The sequence below is a fragment of the Phocaeicola sp. GP0067 genome (genome assembly GCF_031119655.1).
GTDB classification, from domain to species: domain Bacteria; phylum Bacteroidota; class Bacteroidia; order Bacteroidales; family Bacteroidaceae; genus Phocaeicola; species Phocaeicola vulgatus.
On record NZ_JAVHZY010000005.1, the window covers coordinates 162,005 to 180,279 of the forward strand.

Here is an 18,275-nt window from a genome sequence, read left to right on the forward strand (position 1 = left end):
TTCAGCTACCTTAGTTATACTTGCCATTTCAAAGTCCATACATATCCATATAAATATATGTATAACCATCGACTATGAAAAGAATAAATGTCCCCATGTGCCCATAAACAAACCACTCCCTGCACTATCTGCACAAGGATACTTCTCCAAATAATTTATTTCATCTCCAAAGGCTGAAATAAAATTCATTTAACAAAATAAAGAGATTTCCTTTATAGGATAAGTTCTACCAGAACTATTCTGTGTCCATAAAGGGAAAATAGATTGTATTGTATTTTATTTTATTTAAGAAGGAATTTTAAAAGGATTTTTCTACTGAATTTCTACTGTTATGCTACTTTGAGGCGGAAAAAGATAAAAGATATCCCTTTTTATATACTTTTATTTAGCTTATTTATCCGTAAATATTGACCGTTTTGTACTTTTTGTGTCGTATATCAAAAAATAATTTTATAATTAAAGTTGATTTAATAAAAAATATCCTATATTTGCGATGTGATATAATCTTAATTTAAAAATGTAGTTCTGGTAGAACTTCAAACAGTAACTTTAAAAACAAATCTATGAAGAAAACCTTATTCATGCTTTTTTGCCTGTTATGCTCCATAGGAGCCATGGCACAAAAGAAAACAATCACGGGTGTGGTCACAGACGCCACAGGTGAAGCGGTTATTGGCGCCAGTATTGTAGAAACAGGCACCACGAATGGTACAGTTACCGACTTAGATGGTAATTTTACACTTTCCGTAGCCAACGATGGCAGTATCAGAGTATCATTTGTCGGTTATCAGACACAAACTTTAAGCGTAAAGGGAAAGTCAACTTTTAAAATAGCATTGAAAGAAGACTCAGAAATGCTCCAAGAAGTTGTTGTAACCGGATATGGCGGCAAACAGTTGCGCACAAAAGTAACCAACTCCATTTCCAAGGTAAAAGAAGAAACATTAAAACAAGGACTTTATTCCAATCCGGCACAAGCCTTATCAGGAGCCGTGGCAGGTCTGTCCGTCAGCCAGACTTCCGGTAATCCGGGAGCAGCTCCTACCTTGGTACTTCGAGGAGGTACTAATTTTGACGGTTCAGGTTCACCTTTAATCCTGGTAGACGGCCAAGTACGCGGTTCTTTAAGTGACATCAACCCGGCCGATATTGAATCCATGGAAGTATTAAAAGATGCCGGAGCCACCGCCATCTATGGCGCCCGAGCCAATGACGGTGTAGTACTAGTCACTACCAAACGAGGCAAAGAGGGAAGTACACGTGTAGAGCTTTCGGCCAAACTAGGCTGGAACTACTTCCACAACTCTTATAACTTTATGAATGCGCGTGATTACATTTACTGGATGCGCACTGGTTACATGAATGCTTACACGGGAGACATGAAACATCCGGACGGATCGGCCGTACAAGGATGGTCTTCACTGACCGGTCTGACCGGTGCCACTCCTTATGGAACAGGCAACAAATATTGGGCAGATGATGACAAGACAATCCCGCTGAATGGAAACGAAAACAGCCAGGCTATATGGAGTACCATGAAATATTCGGACGATCTGGCTTTCCTGCTCAACCAAGGATGGGAAACCATGACTGATCCTATTTATGGAGACCAACTGATTTTCAAGAATACAGATATAGCGGATTTCAATATCAATTCCCCATCTTTCTCACAAGACTACAACCTGAGTGTAAGCGGAGGAAATGAAAAGGGAAACTACTATGCAGGTTTGGGATACAACCATAGTGAAGGTACAGCCGTAGGAAACAAGTACCAACGTATCACTTTCACATTCAATGCCGATTACAAGCTGAAACCATGGTTAACCTCCAACTCCAGCTTCAACTTTGCAGATGCAACCTGGAACGATCTTCCTCCTACCCAAAGCGCAGAAGCCAACTACTTCTCACGCGTTTTATCATTACCTCCCACTTTCCGTGGATATAATGCTGACGGTGAAATGCTTTTGGGACCCAATTCAAGCGACGGAAACCAACAAATCAATTTTGACAAGTTTGTCCGTGACAACAATACAGACAAGTTCACCATGAACCAATCTTTTACCGCAGATATCATGAAAGGACTCTCATTAAAAGTGAACGCCATCTGGTTCTATTCAGAAGAAAAATATGAAGCTTTCAACAAAGATTATTTATCTTCTCCCGGAAACTGGGTAACCTCACACAGCACCTCGGCTTCCTACGGACGCACATTGGACCAAACTTATAATGCAGTGTTAAACTACAACTATCAAATAAACAAAGACCACTATCTGGATGCCATGGCCGGCTTCGAGTACTACGACTCATATTATAAAGGTTTCAGTGCCTCAGGATCGGGAGCTCCCAGTGACGCTTTCGGCGATTTGGAATATACCAGTGATGACAAAGGCAAACGCAGCATAGACTCCTCACACAGCCGCCAGCGTATCATGTCATTCTTCGGTCGTGTAAATTATGACTACCAGTCAAAATACTTGCTGTCCTTTGTTCTAAGACGGGACGGCTACTCCAAACTGGCCAAAGACAACCGCTGGGGTGTCTTCCCCGGAGTATCTACCGGATGGGTGTTCTCCAAAGAAAAATTTGCCAGTGAATGGGCCGATATCATCTCATTCGGTAAATTGCGTGCCAGCTTCGGTCTGAATGGTAATGTAAACAAAGATTTTGTAGGAAACTACACAGTACAAGGTGCTTATGCAGGCAGCAAATACAACGGCAACGCTTACTTCCTGTTAAACAACCTTCCTAATCCCTACTTGAAATGGGAGAAGTCAAGAACTTTCGAAATCGGTCTGGATCTAGGCTTTCTGGCCAACCGCATCAATGCCAATTTGACTTACTACAACCGACTGACCAGTGACAAGTATGCCAACATCACCATCCCGTCTACTTCGGGTGTTTCTTCCTTTACCTCCAACAACGGTAAGTTCCAGAACCAAGGCTTTGAATTCGAACTGGCATTCAAAGTTATCGACTCCAAAGACTGGAAATGGAATCTGAACTGGAACGGCGCATTAAATAAAAACAAAGTAGTGGCATTGCCCGACAACGGTCTGGAAAGAAACCGTCAAAATGCATTTCAAGTATATACCGGACGCCAGCTGGAGGACGGAAGCTATGAAAAAGCATGGGTAGGCGGTTATCAGGAAGGACAACGCCCAGGTGATTTGTACATGTTCGTAGCCGAAGGAATCTATCGTTCCGAAGATGAAATACCAGGAGGACTGATCGACTTGTCAAGTGGTAACAACGGCTCAAGCAACCGTCCCCTTTACGGAGGTGAGGAAGGATATAACAAACTGACAGCCAATCAGAAAGCGAATTCTCTCCGCATCCAGCCGGGTGATGTGAAATGGAAGGATGTAAACGGTGACGGCATCATCGACAATTACGACATGGTGAAAGTGGGCAACACTGTACCCAAATGGACAGGAGGTATCAATACTTCAGTCACCTGGAAAGACCTTACTTTATCAGCACGTTTTGACTATGCGCTTGGTTTCAAAGCGGTAGACTGGAAAACCATGTGGATCATGTCTTGCGCACAAGGTACTTATAACACCATTGCGGAAACCCACGACACCTGGTCACCCGAAAATCCCGGTGCACAATATCCTACTTATGTATGGGCCGACCAGTTGGGCAAGCGCAATTACTGCCGTCAATCCTCCATGTTTGCCTACAACGGTAACTATCTGTCTTTCCGTGAAATAGCCTTGTCATATAATCTGCCAAGCAACTGGGTGCGCAAAGCAGGACTAGGCTCAGTCATGCTCTCGGTAACCGGTCAGAACCTGGGTTACCTGACAGAAGCCAAACATTTATTCTCTCCGGAAAAGACAGACAACAATGGTGGATACCCATTGCCCCGCACTGTCATTCTCGGCGTAAACGTTTCTTTCTAAACTTATAAACTCTAACAGATTATGAAAAAAATATTCTATATCCTTTCAATATGTGTGATGACCATTCTCCAACCGTCCTGTGACGCACTGGATCTGGCACCGGAAGATTATTATGGAGCCGGAAATTTCTGGAAAGAAGCTTCCCAGCCCAAAGCATTCATGTTGGGTCTGCACGCCCAATTAAGAAGTTACTATGACATGTTCTACACCTTGGGCGAACTCCGCGGCGGCACACAACGTGTGGGCACCTCCTCGCTGAACACCAGCTTGAACTATGCCGATATCCGGTCACAGAATATCTCGGAAGATATTCCCGGCATATCCAATTGGAACGGGCTATACTCTCCCATCATGCAAGTAAACCATTTTATCCAAGAAGTAGAAAATGGGTGTACGTTTCTGGATGATGCAACCCGGAGCCGGTACTTGGGACAAGCGTATGGCATGAGAGCCCTGTATTACTTCATGCTATACAGAACTTTCGGGGGAGTACCTCTCATCACCAAAGTAGATATACTGGACGGCAAACCATCGGCAGACAAATTCTATGTGGAGCGCGCCACACCCGAAGCCACCATGGAGTTTATCAAAGCGGATATTAATAAATCCGAAAACTATTTCGGAAATAACACCTCTTTTGATGCATACGACTGGTCACGCTATGCCACTTTGATGCTTAAAGCAGAAATCTATATGTGGGCAGCGAAAGTATCCATCACCGGATTCACAGCAACCGGGGCAACCGATTTACAGACTGCCAAGACTGCCTTATCCGGGATCATAGGACATTTTGAATTAATGGACAACTTTGCCTCCATCTTCTCATGCGACAATAAAAAGAACACTGAAATTATTTTCGCCATGCCGTTTATAGAAGGTGAGGCCAGCAATGACGGAGGCAGATTCCTTTATCAGGATGCTGTATTTCTGGGGCAAGCATATGGTCGTAACGGTAAGGTGATTGAAAAAGATACCTTAAACTTGAAAGGTACCGGTGGAGTATTCCGTGACGAGTACACTGAAGATTTCTGGAAAACGTTCAAAGAAGGAGACAGCCGCCGTGATGCCACATTCATGGAGTATTACATGAAAAATGATAATGGCACGCTCAGCGAATTCGGATGCGTAATGAAAAAACGTATAGGTACAATCAATTCCAATGACAACCGCATCTATATTTCGGACATCCCCGTTTACCGCTATGCCGATGCGTTACTGATGATGGCGGAAATTGAAAACGGATTGAACAACCCTTGCGCTTCGTATATCAACGAAGTACGCAAACGTGCATACGGAGACACCTTTGAAGAAAACAAATACACGGAAGGCAGCTATGCGGAAAATGAACTAGCCATTTTGCAGGAACGGGACAAAGAGTTTGTCAGTGAAGGCAAGCGCTGGTTTGACGTATTGCGTATGCACGATGCATCCGGACGTTCTTTGGTCTTTTCTGCCAATGCCAACTATCCGGGCACAAATCCTATTCTCGGTACAGAAGAAGCATATAAAATGCTTTGGCCGGTTAATATCGGTACTTTGAATGTGAATCCGTTATTAACTCAAACTCCGGGATACGGGAAAAAATAAGCCAAATCCTCCTGTTTAGTTTTCAGGACAGATGTTTTAACATAGAAAAATAAAGGTGTGTCGTGAGATACACCTTTATTCATTATGCATATAGTTGATAAAACATCAATAACACAGAAAATCAATAACTATTTCCGTTCTTTTGAAAGTTCCTCCAATGTTTTTTCCTCGTACCTGCAAATCGCCTCCTTATAATCCTCGGAAATCAATTTCGGTTCTTTGTTTCTGTTAAATCAGTCTGATATATCTTTTTTAAGTTTAGTCACTTCAAAGAAAAAACTATCCGACTGATATGAAAACCTCATAAGAAAAATATTTCAGAGATTTTTAAACAGGCTATCAAAATATATTTGATATAATAAAATTTTAATGTACATTTGTGAAGTTAACTATATACTAACCTTTAAAAGCAGATCTTATGAAAAACAAATCACTTTTTTAGCCCTAGTCATTCTTTGTTTGACTAGCGTAGAGATCTATTCTTCCCGACAAGAATTAAAGTTTGATACACCTCTTCCGAGCAACACAGAAAACGGAAATGCTCGCAGTGATTACGGACCTCCCGGTGAAGGAGACGGTTCCTGGTATTTCGGAGGTTCCGGATGTGTAAAATTTTCACATAATAATTGTGCAGCTGAAGCACATAATAATTGTGAAGGATTTACAACACAACCAGGACACCCTGAATGAGCAAGACAATTATCTAAATAACTTTTGAAGGGCTCTTAATATTCCTATATTATAATATATATTCTCAGATTTAGAAAAAGGATTATTAATAGCCCTTCTATCATCTATTAACTAATATGAATTATGAAAAATACTTGGAATATCCTATTTGTCCTCTTTCTACTCATTGAAACAGCATGTAATTCACCATCACAATCCATAAAAAATACAGATTTAGTAGCCGAAGACTCCATTTGTTTTCCTATAGACGAACATACATACTATGCAAGTAAATCCATATTCCAATTTGAAGAAAATGGGCACGAATATCTATCCTTTTTAGATGCAGAGTACTCGCAAAAAATTAATATTTATGATATTAAGAATCAAAAATTAATAAAAACCATATTGTTACAAAAAGAAGGTCCAAACGGAATGAATGTACTGAGCGGTTGCCATCCACTGAACCTAAATCATTTCATAATTACCAGTTGGAACGGAACATTTTCACTAGTCAATGACAAAGGAGAAATAGAAAAGAAATTTGACTTTTGGGAAAAAGGAGTGAATTTTCAAGAGTTTGATCACATAAGTTTTTCAAGTTACTCTTATAAACCTGCTATAATAAAAGATTCTATTTTGTATTTCAGCCAATCATTCTTAAAACATCCTCGAAAGAAAAGCGATTGGAACAAAATCCCAATGTTTGCATTCGCTAACCTTAATACAGGTAAGACAGGATGGAGTGAACTTCGCTACCCTTTGATTTTCAACAAGGACGAAGATTTTAAAAATGTCAAATTATATGACCCTGAAATCTGTTATACATATACAGGTAAGGATGTGGTCATTTCATTAGGACAATATGATAGCATTATGGTTTCCTCTGATTTTAAGCATAAAATCTCATACAATGCCAAAAGCCGTTACTTAGCCCATGCATATCCACATTTGCAAGACGGACAAATAGATTTGTTTAAGAATATACAAATACAAGGGAAATTACCACACTATTCTCACTTGATGTATGATAAATACCGAAAAGTATTCTATCGGTTTGCCTTAATGCCGGATGATAATATAAAACCATTCTCCAACAATCCGCATCAAAGTTTCTCCATCATCATTCTAAACAAAGACTATGAAATTATTGGTGAAACAAAATTTCCCGGCAACACCTATGCCCATCACTTGTGCTTCGTAGGTAAAAAAGGCCTGTATATTTCAGAGAATAATGAAAACAATCCTCAGTTTGACGAAAACAAACTGGTATTCAGGTGTTTCACACTTCAAGACCGGAAAAAATGAAGAAAAAGAACTACTCAATCATTCTATGTGGAGGACTGTTCCTGGCAAGCTGTATGTCCAATAATGACAAATGCCTTCAAAAACTGTTTGATGAAGTCGGAGTTGAGAAATCACAAATCCACAATGCCACCCACCTTGTTACCATATTGGGTAATGGTTGCAAAGGATGCATACACAAAGCTCTGTCAGAAATACATAACTCGACCGATACCATTTATATAATTGCATGTAAAAGTAAAAAGACTTTCAATTTAATTGCCAATAAAAATATAGATGACTACTCCAATGTATACCTAGACACTAAATCCATATTAGTGGAATTGGATATGGCTAAAAACACACCTAGAATCTACCTTTTAAATAATGGTAAATATGTGTCGCACTCTTTTTATGGAAATGAATCTCCCAGCAAAGAAGCGAACACCACCATTACATTCAACACAAATGAGATAGATTTAGGCAAAATCAGCCGCACGGAAAAGGCAAAAATCAAATTCACAATATGGAATACAGGGAAGAACATAGTAAGAATCAGTCATATAGATCTTTCATGCGAATGTTTGAATATTGAAAATGAAATTACTGAAATAAATCCGGGAGACAGCACTTGTCTGAATATCATTTTCCATCCCGATGACATAGGAAAGTTTCAAAGAGAAATTTTATTATATGGTAATTTTGACTCATCTCCCAAACTTTTAACCATTACAGGAGAATGCTTTTAATAAAATAATACAATCTCGCTATAAATAACGTCCTAGCTATTTATAGCGAGTATATCATCTATGGCTACCCTTTTGAAAGTTCCTCCAATGTTTTTTCCTCGTACCTGCAAATCGCCTCCTTATAATCCTCGGAAATCAATTTCGGCTCTTTGGTAGCCAGGTCATAACCTACCATCACCGTGCGGCACTCACACTTCACCTCATGGGTATCCGTAGTCACGGCACGCTGCAACAAGGTAAAACTCTTATGCCCCAAATGTACCACAGCCGTTTCTATCACCAGATGATCCGAGAAAAATACCGGCATAAAGAAGTTTGCATTGATATTGGCTACCACAATAGCCAGCTTGCTCCAGTCGGCACTGCCTAATACATCTTTTATATAAGTAGTCTTTGCCAAATCGTACAAAGAAAAGTAAACTGAATTGTTCATATGACCAAACTGGTCCACATCGCTGAATCGTATCTGCACCGGCATAGTATGCCTGAATTTTATATCCTCTGCCATAGTTAAGCTTATTAAAATCGTTCAAATATAACACTTTTCCCAGTAATTGAACCCTAAATGACAGATTATTCTTAATTTTGCTGCGAAATAAATGAATATGTAATTTTAATAACAATATAAACATGGATAAGAAGTATAGCAGGGAGACCTTATGCGTACAGGCAGGCTGGACTCCGAAAAAAGGCGAACCGCGCGTTTTGCCTATTTATCAAAGTACCACATTCAAGTATGACACCAGCGAACAGATGGCGCGTCTGTTCGATCTGGAAGATTCGGGATATTTCTATACACGCTTGCAAAACCCCACCAATGATGCCGTCGCCGCAAAAATCGCAGCATTGGAAGGCGGTGTGGGTGCTATGCTGACCTCGTCCGGCCAGGCTGCCAACTTCTATGCCATTTTCAATATCTGTCAGGCAGGCGACCACTTCGTATGCTCGTCTACCATCTACGGAGGTACATTCAATCTGTTTGGCGTCACGCTGAAAAAACTGGGCATCGAGTGTACCTTCATTGACGCCAATGCATCCGAGGAGGAAATAGACAAGGCTTTCCGCCCGAATACCAAAGCGTTGTTCGGCGAAACCATCTCCAATCCGAGCATCGACGTGCTGGACATCGAAAAGTTCGCACGTATCGCACACAAACACGGTGTGCCTTTGATTGTGGACAACACCTTCGCCACTCCCATCAACTGCCGCCCGTTTGAATGGGGAGCGGATATCGTCACCCATTCCACAACCAAATACATGGACGGTCATGCCACCAGTGTAGGAGGCGCCATTGTGGACAGCGGCAACTTTGACTGGGAAGCCCATGCGGACAAATTCCCCGGTCTGACCCAGCCCGACGAATCTTATCACGGACTGACTTATACCAAAGCGTTCGGCAAAATGGCTTACATGACGAAAGCAACCGCCCAACTGATGCGTGACCTCGGCTCCATCCAGTCTCCGCAAAATGCGTTCCTGCTGAATCTGGGATTGGAAACATTGCACCTGCGCGTGCCCCGTCATTGCGAAAACGCACAGAAAGTGGCCGAATGGCTGGAAGCCAACCCGAAAGTGAAATGGGTGAACTATTGCGGACTGAAAAGCAGCAAATACTATGATCTGGCACAGAAATACATGCCAAACGGCTCGTGCGGTGTCATCGCTTTCGGCTTGAACGGAACCCGTGAGGAAGCGATAGAATTTATGGACAGGCTGAAATTCATCTGCATCGTAACCCATGTGGCCGACGCACGTACCTGCGTACTGCATCCCGCCAGCCATACTCACCGCCAGCTCACCGACGAGCAGTTGCGCGAAGCGGGAGTCGCTCCGGACCTGATCCGTTTGTCGGTAGGTATTGAGAATGTAAGCGACATCATTGCCGATATTGAACAAGCTTTACAATAAGGCGAAGCGGATGAAAAGAATCATTATCATTGGCGCCACTTCCGGCATCGGACTGGAAGTGGCGCGATGCTATCTGAAAACCGGCTGGCAGGTAGGCGTGGCAGGACGTAGAGAGGAAGAACTGGAAAAGCTCCGGCAGTCCGCTCCCGGACAGGTATGTACCCAGCGGATAGATGTCACCCGCGAGGATGCCCCTGCCTTATTGGAGCAACTGATTATGAAAACCGGCGGCATGGATGTGTTCCTGCTCAGTTCGGGCATAGGCAAACAAAATCTTTCACTCTGCCCCGATATAGAATTACAGACCGCAGCCACCAATGTTTCGGGATTCATACGGATGGTCAATGCCGCCTATCACTATTTCGAACAGCAAGGCAAAGGACATATAGCGGTGATCAGTTCCATAGCAGGCACCAAGGGACTGGGATCCGCCCCTGCCTATTCAGCGACCAAACGGTTTCAAAACACCTATCTGGATGCTTTGGACCAATTGGCGCACATGAACAAGCTACACATTTCCTTCACCGACATCCGTCCCGGATTTGTCGCCACCCCTCTGTTGAAAGATGACAAATACCCGCTGCTGATGTATGCTCCCTACGTGGCATCACAAATTGTAAGAGCCATCTCCCGAAGGAAAAGAGTAGCTGTCATAGACCGGCGTTATCAGATGCTGGTGTTTTTCTGGAAACTGATTCCCGGATGGCTATGGGTGAGGCTGCCCGTGCGGAACCAATAATCCTCCACCCCATATCATTTCATAAGAAAGCCTCTTGTTCTCATCCTGAACTTGTGAAAGATTTGTAAACAAGGCAAGGGTTTCTTCGTTCCCCCCTGGAATTACCTGAATGAAAGGAATCGGTCAAGGGAACCGGCACAGCCTGTGCTCATGCTGATGAAAGATCAAACAGGCTATTGAATGATGCTTTCTTTGTAAAGCGGAACCACTTTACAAACATAGAAACTTAAAAAAATTCTTTTCCCTTTGTAACAACTTTCCCGCTTCCCCCGTCTATCTGATTGAAAGTGCTTTCAAAAACAAATTCAGTTATGAACAAAAACAAAATAAAACCATGAAAAAGTTTGTATTTACTCTATTGCTAGTCTTAGGATGTCAGATTAGTCTTGCACAAAATTCAGCAGCACTCTTTGATGAGTTCCGCCGGGAAAAAAATGCTGAATATGTCAGTGCATCCCCTTTCCTCATGTTTATAGGAAAAATGTTTTATCCTTATAATGATGAGGGCAAAGAAATAGCAAGCAAAATACGCTCCGCCAAAATACTAGATCTGGATGAGTGCTCACCGGACGTAAAGCAACGCTTTTCACGACAATTCGAGGCATTGTCCAACAACGGCTACGAAACGCTGATGCAAATGAATGAAGATGGAGAACGCATACACATACAAATGAGAATGAAAAAGGAGGTCATCCGGGAATTGCTCATCGCTATCATAGAGGATGATGAATGCTCACTGATACAAGTAAACGGAAAAATACGCAAACAAGATATTGCCCAACTTATAAACGATCAGACAACAAATAAGAAGAAGCATGGACGCCGCTGAGTTTAAACAACAATTCCTGCCTTACCACCGCAAACTCTACCGGACAGCCTTCCGGCTGACAGAAAACCCTCAGGAGGCGGAAGATATGGTGCAGGAGGCGTATCTGAAATTGTGGAACAAGCGCGATGAGCTGGCGGGCGTGCTGAATACCGAAGCCTACTGCGTCACCCTTGTCAAGAACCTGTGCTACGACGCCCTCCGCAGGAGCCGGCCCGATGAAGACGGACATGCACCCGAAGAGCTGAACCTCCCTACGGACACCAACATAGCGCGGGAAGTGGAACAACGGGATGAGGTGAACCAGGTACGCCGGCTCATCGGCAGACTGCCAGAGCAACAAAAGCGGGTGATTCTGCTCCGTGATGTCAATGACTGCTCCTTTGAGGAGATAGAGCAAGCCACAGGACTGAATGCCATCAACATACGTGTGTTGCTGAGCCGCGCCCGCAAAAAGATACGTGAACAATATAATGCAATAATGAACTATGAAAGTAAATGAAATAGAAAGACTATTGGCCCGGTATTACGATGGAGAAACCAGCGAAACCGAAGAAAAGGAACTGAAACACTTTTTTACCGAAGAGGACGTTCCGGCTCATTTACTTGCCGAGAAGGAAATCTTCATGCAACTGGCAGCACAGCCCGCTCCCGAAATACCGGAAGAACTGGAAAGCAGGCTGAGCCGCAAGATAGACCAATGGGACACAGGCGAAAAACGCACGCTGAAAATAAAAAAACATACACGGACCCTCCGCTTGCAATGGATAGGGAGCATAGCCGCCAGCCTGCTCATCCTGCTCTCCGTAGGACTGTACCTATACAAGCCCTATCCGGCACCGCAAGATACCTGCGCCACCCCCGAAGAAGCATACGTACAGGCCCAGAAGGCACTTATCATGCTTTCCAGCAGCCTGAATAAAGGAATAGAAAAAGTGGAATCGGTGCAGGAAGCCACCGGAAAAATTCAAGAGAACGTAAACGAACAATTAAACCGATTAAATAACATAAAACAATGAAACGTACATATATCATTACCTTATTGCTCTCTCTGTGCTCACTGTTCACCTACGCACAGGACAGTTTTTTCGACAAGTTCGCTGATATGGACGGGGTAACCTCTGTCTATATCTCAAAAGCCATGCTCAGCCTGATGCCCGACATGAAAACGGAAGGGGTAAATATAGGCGAAGTAGCCTCCAAACTGGATAACATCCAGATTCTAAGTTGTGAAAAACCCGACATTATCGCCAAGCTGAAAAAAGAGACAGCTTTCATCAGTCCCAAGAACGGCTACGAGGAACTGATGCGCATAAACGATGAAGGCGAAAAGACCATTATTTATCTGAAACGGAACAAAAACAAAGAAAAGGAATTTGTATTGATGAGTCAGGAAAAAAATGAATTTACCATCATCGCCATCACAGGAAATCTGACCCTGCAAGAGATACAAGGCATCATCAACAAGGAGTAACTCCACACATCCCCCACCCTAAGGCCTTTTCTCCCGCCTGCTAAGGTCTGAAGAAAGGATATATACTATCTCCATAGCACTATGGAGTTATCTCCAAAGCTTGCGAAGTTAACTCCAAAGGCTATGGAGATAACTCCGCAGGCTTTGGAGATAGTAACCGGACGGTCGGAAAGGCTTAACAATAGGGCTGCGAATGCTTACGTTATCTCCGGAAAAGGGTTATCCGCCCGTAGAAGCCCCGCCAATGAAGGAACTTATTTCTTTATCCGTTTTTGGGTAGGCAAAGTAAACTCATGCGCTTCGGTCACCGCCCCGTTGCTCTCTGTTGCAAAAACACGGAATTGCGCCTGGCCTGTTTTCAACTTCCTGCCTCCACGAATGGTGGCCGTGTACCTTATCTGATTCCCGACAGGCATATAGGCAATCTGAGCCGAAGGTGAAATCAAAATATGTTTCATGCCGCTCATTTCCTCTATTACCGGAGTAACATTGTAAGCGGGCACATCACCATCATTCACCACATCGAACACCAGTTTGCTGTCTTCTTCCGCATCAATAACATGGTTACGGTTATCATCGATAAAACGCAGGTTGATAATCCTCAATCCCGATGAAGGCTCATAAGAGGAAGTGTGCTCATACTGCGAAGAAGAAGGATAAGTCTTTACGTAATACTCCTCCACCTGATAAGTTTCCTCCCGAGGTGTAGTTATGGCATTTCCCACAGCAGCCCCCGTTACAGTTCCCAGCAGGGCGCCGAATTGCGAACCGTTGTATCCGCCGGCCCTGTCACCCACAATAGCGCCTAATACTCCGCCGATGGCCGCACCGGCTTGTACTGCCGCCGGATTGCCTTGCATTCCGGATGGTGAGCAAGCCGAAAGCAAAGCGGTCGGAATGCATAAAATGAATATCATTTTTCTCATACCCCAAGTAGTTTATAATCTTTATCAGACAGACAAATATACTTTTTCCTATTGACAATGAGTTCATCGGCTATGTTAAAATTTCATTTCCTGTCATGCATCCTCACCGGTCTAACCGCCATCATTCCGGATGGAAGGCTCTTCTTCCTAAAATGAAAAGATAAGTCTAAATAACACAAGAAACAGAAGGAGACGTTTTTTTTTCTATATATTTGCCGGAAAACAAATGAAAAGTTCTTCGCCATACCCTTGCATCGCCGCAGAAGGCTTCCCCTCTCCGCTGCAAAACCGCGCCCGGTATGGCAAGGAAATATTTATAACCTATCATTATGGAATTGAAAGCAAAATACGAACAGCGCATTGAACAGGCTGAGGCAGAACTCCGCCAGGTAAAAAATAAGATTCTCCGCATCAGCACGCTGAGGGTCTTGTTATTTGCAGCAGGGATTATAGGAACAATCTACTTCTATCAGGCAGGAACAACCACTATATGTCTCACCATAGCGGTCACTTTCGTTCCTTTTCTGGCATTGGTGAAGTATCACAACCGGTTGTTTTTCCGCAAAGACTGGCTGGAAACCTGCATACGGGTGAATAGTGACGAGCTTTCCGCACTGGCGGACAACTATGAGCCTTTTGAGGACGGAAAGGAATTCACAAACCCGGCCCACAGGTATTCTTTTGACCTAGACTTGTTCGGAAGGCACTCCTTGTTCCAGGCCTTGAACCGTACCTGCACTTCATTCGGAAAGGAAAAACTGGCAGAATGGTTGCAAAATCATCTGGAGATAAAGGAAGAGATAATCCAACGGCAGGAGGCGACAAAGGAACTGGCTGCTTATTCCGATTTCCGGGAAACATTCCGGATCACCGGCCTGCTCTACAAAGGGGCGACAAGCGACCGCGAAGAAATTAAAGAGTGGACGGAAGCACCTGCCTATTTCAGCAAGAAATGGTGGAGCCGCCCGTTATTGGGAATCGTTCCCGGAGTCAACATCGTACTGGCTATGCTGGGAGTGGCGGGGGTCATTCCGATGACATGGTTCGGACTGGCCTTCGGACTGTTCGTGATAGGTAGTTTCGGACTGATAAAGCCTGTCAGCAACCTGCAAAGAGTGTATGACAAGAAATTACGTATCCTGTCTATCTACGCCGAACTGATCAGCCTGATAGAAAACCGGGAAATGAACGCTCCGCTACTCAGACACCTGAAAGCTGAATTCGGCATGAACGGGAAATCCACCACCCATATCTTGAAAGAGCTTTCACGGGAACTGGACAAACTGGACTTGCGCAACAACCAACTGCTATATGTCTTGCTGGAAGGTTCCATGTTCTGGCAACTCCGGCAGGTAATGCGCATTGAGCAATGGAGGCACAAATATGGAAAATATCTGCTCCACTGGCTGGACGTATTGGGTGACATTGATGCTCTTTGTTCTCTGGCGACATTTGCCGGCAACCATCCCGCATACACCTATCCGACCATTGCCGGCAAGCCTTTTGTATTCCTTGCAAAGGATATGGGACATCCCCTGATGCCTGCACGGCAATGTGTGACCAATGATGCCGATATCCCCTCAAGACCGTTCTTTGTCATCATCACAGGAGCCAACATGGCAGGAAAAAGTACTTATCTGCGTACAATCGGAGTGAATTATGTATTGGCATGTACCGGCTGCCCCGTATGCTGTTCCTCCCTTGAAATATATCCTGCCAAACTAGTGACAAGCTTGCGGACTTCCGATTCGTTGACAGACAACGAATCTTACTTCTTTGCCGAACTAAAACGATTGAAACAAATTATAGACCGCCTGAATAAGGGAGAGGAGTTGTTCATCATTCTGGATGAGATTTTAAAAGGAACCAACTCGATGGACAAGCAGAAAGGCTCATTCGCCCTGGTACGCCAACTGATGGAACTGAAGACGAATGGCATCATTGCCACACACGACCTGCTATTAGGGAAACTAATAGAATATTTCCCCAAAGAGATACGGAATTATTGCTTTGAAGCTGATATTACCAACGATGAACTGACTTTTTCATACAAACTCCGTGAAGGTATCGCACAAAATATGAATGCCTGCTTCCTGATGAAAAAGATGGGGCTAATCATCAACGACTAACCCCACCCGACAATTTATCACATTAACGTCTTAAGCAAATAAAGCAGACCTTCACAGGCACACCTTATTTCATAACATAAAGAGTCATAGAAAATCAAAATTCACTTGTTTCCAAGCAATGTACAAACGCACTTGCATCATCTCCCGTGAAATAAAACACAGAAGATGCAGGTTCGTATGTATAGGGGATGAAACGGAACAGCTGGGCCGCAACGAATTTCTTGTCCTGAGAAATCATATAGTCCATACGTACGTTTCCGTTTGTCTTTACTTTCACGTCATTCCTGGTTTCAAAACCTTTTTTCTCCAACGCGTCCGTCAAAGCCTGTAAATCGCATACATCAAAGAAGCAGGTCCCTTCTTTAGCTACGCTGCCGGTAGGTGCATACACCCATTCCTTGCCTCGCCAGAAAAAGCGGAATACGGCCCACAGAAACAAAATGGTTCCACCGGCCATAAGCACCATGCTCATGGTGGATGAGGAATCCCCCATCTTTAAAGAGGTTGCAAATGCACCCGCACCTATCACACAAAGGATAGCGGATATGATAATAGAAGAAACACTAGTACGTTTTACGACATCAGGGTGTGTTGTTGAAAACAAGGTTGCTTCAGTAGAAACTGTATTACTCATAATAATTTAAATTTTATTCTTTACTAATTAAAAATACAATAATTCATACCAAGGTCACATCTCGCCAATCACCCGGCAAGACAGAACCATGAAAAACAAATTGGTAAAAGAATAAAAGCTAAATAAGAATGCGCCTCATACCAAAGATATAGTGCTCGCAAGCACTATCCCAGGGAAGGGAATGGGAAGAGGCATACACATGGGTATGACAGCTTGCAAGACTGGCCATCCGGGCGGCCATCTTACGCAACAAAATTTTGATAAATTGGGTAGTCTCCATGGAGGAAAAACGGTACATGCGCTCTGCAGAGGCACTGACACGATGTGCTAAAGTATGAGCGTCCCCAAACTCCATATCTGCTATTCCCTTATTGCTATCCAAGGGAATGACACGATCTTCATTGATGGAGTGCTGCGGAGTAGTATCCGTATGCTGTACAGTACATACCGTCATTGATGCAGCTGGAACTGCATCTACATATTCTGTTCCGGCAAAAGCCAAGGCAAACAGAAAAAATAATATGACTGTAACAAATCCTTTCATTGCTTACTGTTTGGTTTACAAAGATAACATAAATAGCGTTTTAGGTTTCATTTCATACAATAATTAACACATATCAAAGGTATTTTGTTTTAAGGGAGCTATGAAGGATTATCCAAAATTATGAAGGATCGGTTCTCAATTCCTTCATGGTTTCTTCCTGAAAAGCAACAGGTTACCTATCTATGACGGTTTTGAAGGAATTATTCGATGTTTCTAATTCCGACTTTAAATTAAAAGCTGTTCTTGTTCTGCATGCCTCGTCCGTATCAAAACTTTTGTAAACAGAACAAGTAATATGCATGTGGACAGAAGCCTCACAGCTTGTTTTCTCATTACTGCCGGTCAGGGCATAAAATAAAAAAAGCCACAGCTTTTATAGCTATGGCTTTTATATATATGATGATTACAGATTATTCAGCTTTAGGGGCTTCCTCTGTAGTTTCAGCTGCCGGTGCTGCAGGAGCTTCTGTAGCGGCTGCACTCTTCTTAGAACGACGAGTACGAGTTGCTTTCTTAGCAGTTGCAGTCTTAGCCATGTTTTCATCGTAATCTACCAATTCGATAAAGCACATTTCAGCATTATCACCCAAACGATGACCTGTTTTGATGATACGAGTATAACCACCCGGACGATCTGCTACTTTTACAGAGATTTCTTTGAACAACTCCGTTACAGCAAACTTATCTTGCAAGTTGCTAAATACAACACGACGTGAATTAGTTGTGTCGTCTTTAGATTTTGTAATTAAAGGCTCAACGAATTTCTTCAAAGCTTTAGCCTTTGCAACAGTCGTAGTGATTCTTTTGTGCTTGATCAAAGAACAAGCCATGTTAGATAACATAGCACTTCTATGAGAAGCAGTACGACCTAAATGATTGAATTTCTTATTATGTCTCATTT

16 protein-coding genes and 1 pseudogene are annotated in these 18,275 nt (G+C 43.2%); 11 read left to right on the forward strand and 6 right to left on the reverse strand.

Going from position 1 to position 18,275, the window contains the following annotated elements:
- Nucleotides 1-563: 563 nt before the first annotated feature.
- Both RE317_RS06080 and RE317_RS06085 read left to right on the forward strand, forming a co-directional pair.
- Complete coding sequence (locus tag RE317_RS06080; protein ID WP_032951536.1) at nucleotides 564-3,905, forward strand: TonB-dependent receptor; 3,342 nt, start codon at nucleotides 564-566, stop codon at nucleotides 3,903-3,905.
- A 21-nt stretch (nucleotides 3,906-3,926) separates the two neighbouring features.
- Complete coding sequence (locus RE317_RS06085) at nucleotides 3,927-5,492, forward strand: RagB/SusD family nutrient uptake outer membrane protein (RefSeq protein WP_005850663.1); 1,566 nt, start codon at nucleotides 3,927-3,929, stop codon at nucleotides 5,490-5,492.
- A 128-nt stretch (nucleotides 5,493-5,620) separates the two neighbouring features.
- Here RE317_RS06085 and RE317_RS06090 read toward each other — a convergent pair.
- Nucleotides 5,621-5,713: pseudogene (locus RE317_RS06090) on the reverse strand (acyl-CoA thioesterase); the annotation flags it as partial.
- Between the two features lie 592 nt (nucleotides 5,714-6,305).
- Between RE317_RS06090 and RE317_RS06095 the strand changes: the two are divergent.
- Nucleotides 6,306-7,469 carry a DUF4221 domain-containing protein gene (locus RE317_RS06095; protein ID WP_008781409.1) on the forward strand — a complete coding sequence of 388 codons (1,164 nt, stop codon included), beginning with the start codon at nucleotides 6,306-6,308 and terminating at the stop codon, nucleotides 7,467-7,469.
- A complete protein-coding gene (locus tag RE317_RS06100) occupies nucleotides 7,466-8,194 on the forward strand; it encodes a DUF1573 domain-containing protein (RefSeq protein WP_032951535.1) in 729 nt (242 codons plus the stop codon). The genes RE317_RS06095 and RE317_RS06100 overlap by 4 nt, the downstream gene beginning before the upstream one ends.
- Nucleotides 8,195-8,258: 64 nt before the next feature.
- On the opposite strand, the gene RE317_RS06105 is transcribed toward RE317_RS06100, so the two are convergent.
- Nucleotides 8,259-8,702, reverse strand: a complete 444-nt coding sequence (locus tag RE317_RS06105) for a thioesterase family protein (protein WP_005844926.1) — start codon at nucleotides 8,700-8,702, stop codon at nucleotides 8,259-8,261.
- Nucleotides 8,703-8,824: 122 nt separating this feature from the next.
- Between RE317_RS06105 and RE317_RS06110 the strand changes: the two genes are divergently transcribed.
- The 6 genes from RE317_RS06110 to RE317_RS06135 all read left to right on the forward strand — a co-directional run bounded on the left by RE317_RS06110 (nucleotide 8,825) and on the right by RE317_RS06135 (nucleotide 13,141).
- A complete protein-coding gene (locus RE317_RS06110) occupies nucleotides 8,825-10,102 on the forward strand; it encodes an O-acetylhomoserine aminocarboxypropyltransferase/cysteine synthase family protein (protein WP_005850660.1) in 1,278 nt (425 codons plus the stop codon).
- 10 nt (nucleotides 10,103-10,112) lie between these two features.
- Complete coding sequence (locus RE317_RS06115) at nucleotides 10,113-10,841, forward strand: SDR family oxidoreductase (protein ID WP_008666780.1); 729 nt, start codon at nucleotides 10,113-10,115, stop codon at nucleotides 10,839-10,841.
- A gap of 334 nt (nucleotides 10,842-11,175) precedes the next feature.
- Entirely contained in the window at nucleotides 11,176-11,670 is a 495-nt protein-coding gene (locus RE317_RS06120; protein ID WP_005844920.1) for a DUF4252 domain-containing protein, read from the forward strand.
- Nucleotides 11,657-12,169, forward strand: coding sequence for an RNA polymerase sigma factor (locus RE317_RS06125; protein WP_005844918.1), 513 nt, complete (start codon nucleotides 11,657-11,659; stop codon nucleotides 12,167-12,169). Before RE317_RS06120 ends, RE317_RS06125 begins: the two co-directional genes overlap by 14 nt.
- Nucleotides 12,156-12,686 (forward strand): hypothetical protein, encoded by a 531-nt coding sequence (locus RE317_RS06130; protein ID WP_008666777.1) that lies wholly within the window; start codon nucleotides 12,156-12,158, stop codon nucleotides 12,684-12,686. Before RE317_RS06125 ends, RE317_RS06130 begins: the two co-directional genes overlap by 14 nt.
- Nucleotides 12,683-13,141, forward strand: a complete 459-nt coding sequence (locus tag RE317_RS06135) for a DUF4252 domain-containing protein (RefSeq protein WP_005844914.1) — start codon at nucleotides 12,683-12,685, stop codon at nucleotides 13,139-13,141. Before RE317_RS06130 ends, RE317_RS06135 begins: the two co-directional genes overlap by 4 nt.
- Before the next feature lie 254 nt (nucleotides 13,142-13,395).
- On the opposite strand, the gene RE317_RS06140 is transcribed toward RE317_RS06135, so the two are convergent.
- The gene (locus RE317_RS06140; RefSeq protein WP_005844912.1) at nucleotides 13,396-14,067 is read right to left on the reverse strand and encodes a glycine zipper domain-containing protein; all 672 of its coding nucleotides are present in this window, start codon (nucleotides 14,065-14,067) and stop codon (nucleotides 13,396-13,398) included.
- 329 nt (nucleotides 14,068-14,396) lie between these two features.
- Between RE317_RS06140 and RE317_RS06145 the strand changes: the two genes are divergently transcribed.
- Nucleotides 14,397-16,196 carry a MutS family DNA mismatch repair protein gene (locus RE317_RS06145; protein WP_008666775.1) on the forward strand — a complete coding sequence of 600 codons (1,800 nt, stop codon included), beginning with the start codon at nucleotides 14,397-14,399 and terminating at the stop codon, nucleotides 16,194-16,196.
- Between the two features lie 94 nt (nucleotides 16,197-16,290).
- Here RE317_RS06145 and RE317_RS06150 read toward each other — a convergent pair whose 3' ends face one another.
- The 3 genes from RE317_RS06150 to rplQ all read right to left on the reverse strand — a co-directional run bounded on the left by RE317_RS06150 (nucleotide 16,291) and on the right by rplQ (nucleotide 18,273).
- Nucleotides 16,291-16,830 carry a hypothetical protein gene (locus RE317_RS06150; protein WP_005844908.1) on the reverse strand — a complete coding sequence of 180 codons (540 nt, stop codon included), beginning with the start codon at nucleotides 16,828-16,830 and terminating at the stop codon, nucleotides 16,291-16,293.
- A 118-nt stretch (nucleotides 16,831-16,948) separates the two neighbouring features.
- Nucleotides 16,949-17,374: a hypothetical protein gene (locus RE317_RS06155; protein ID WP_008666773.1), complete on the reverse strand. Its 426-nt coding sequence runs from the start codon at nucleotides 17,372-17,374 to the stop codon at nucleotides 16,949-16,951.
- 410 nt (nucleotides 17,375-17,784) lie between these two features.
- Nucleotides 17,785-18,273: a 50S ribosomal protein L17 gene (gene rplQ, locus RE317_RS06160; RefSeq protein ID WP_005844904.1), complete on the reverse strand. Its 489-nt coding sequence runs from the start codon at nucleotides 18,271-18,273 to the stop codon at nucleotides 17,785-17,787.
- Nucleotides 18,274-18,275: the final 2 nt, after the last annotated feature.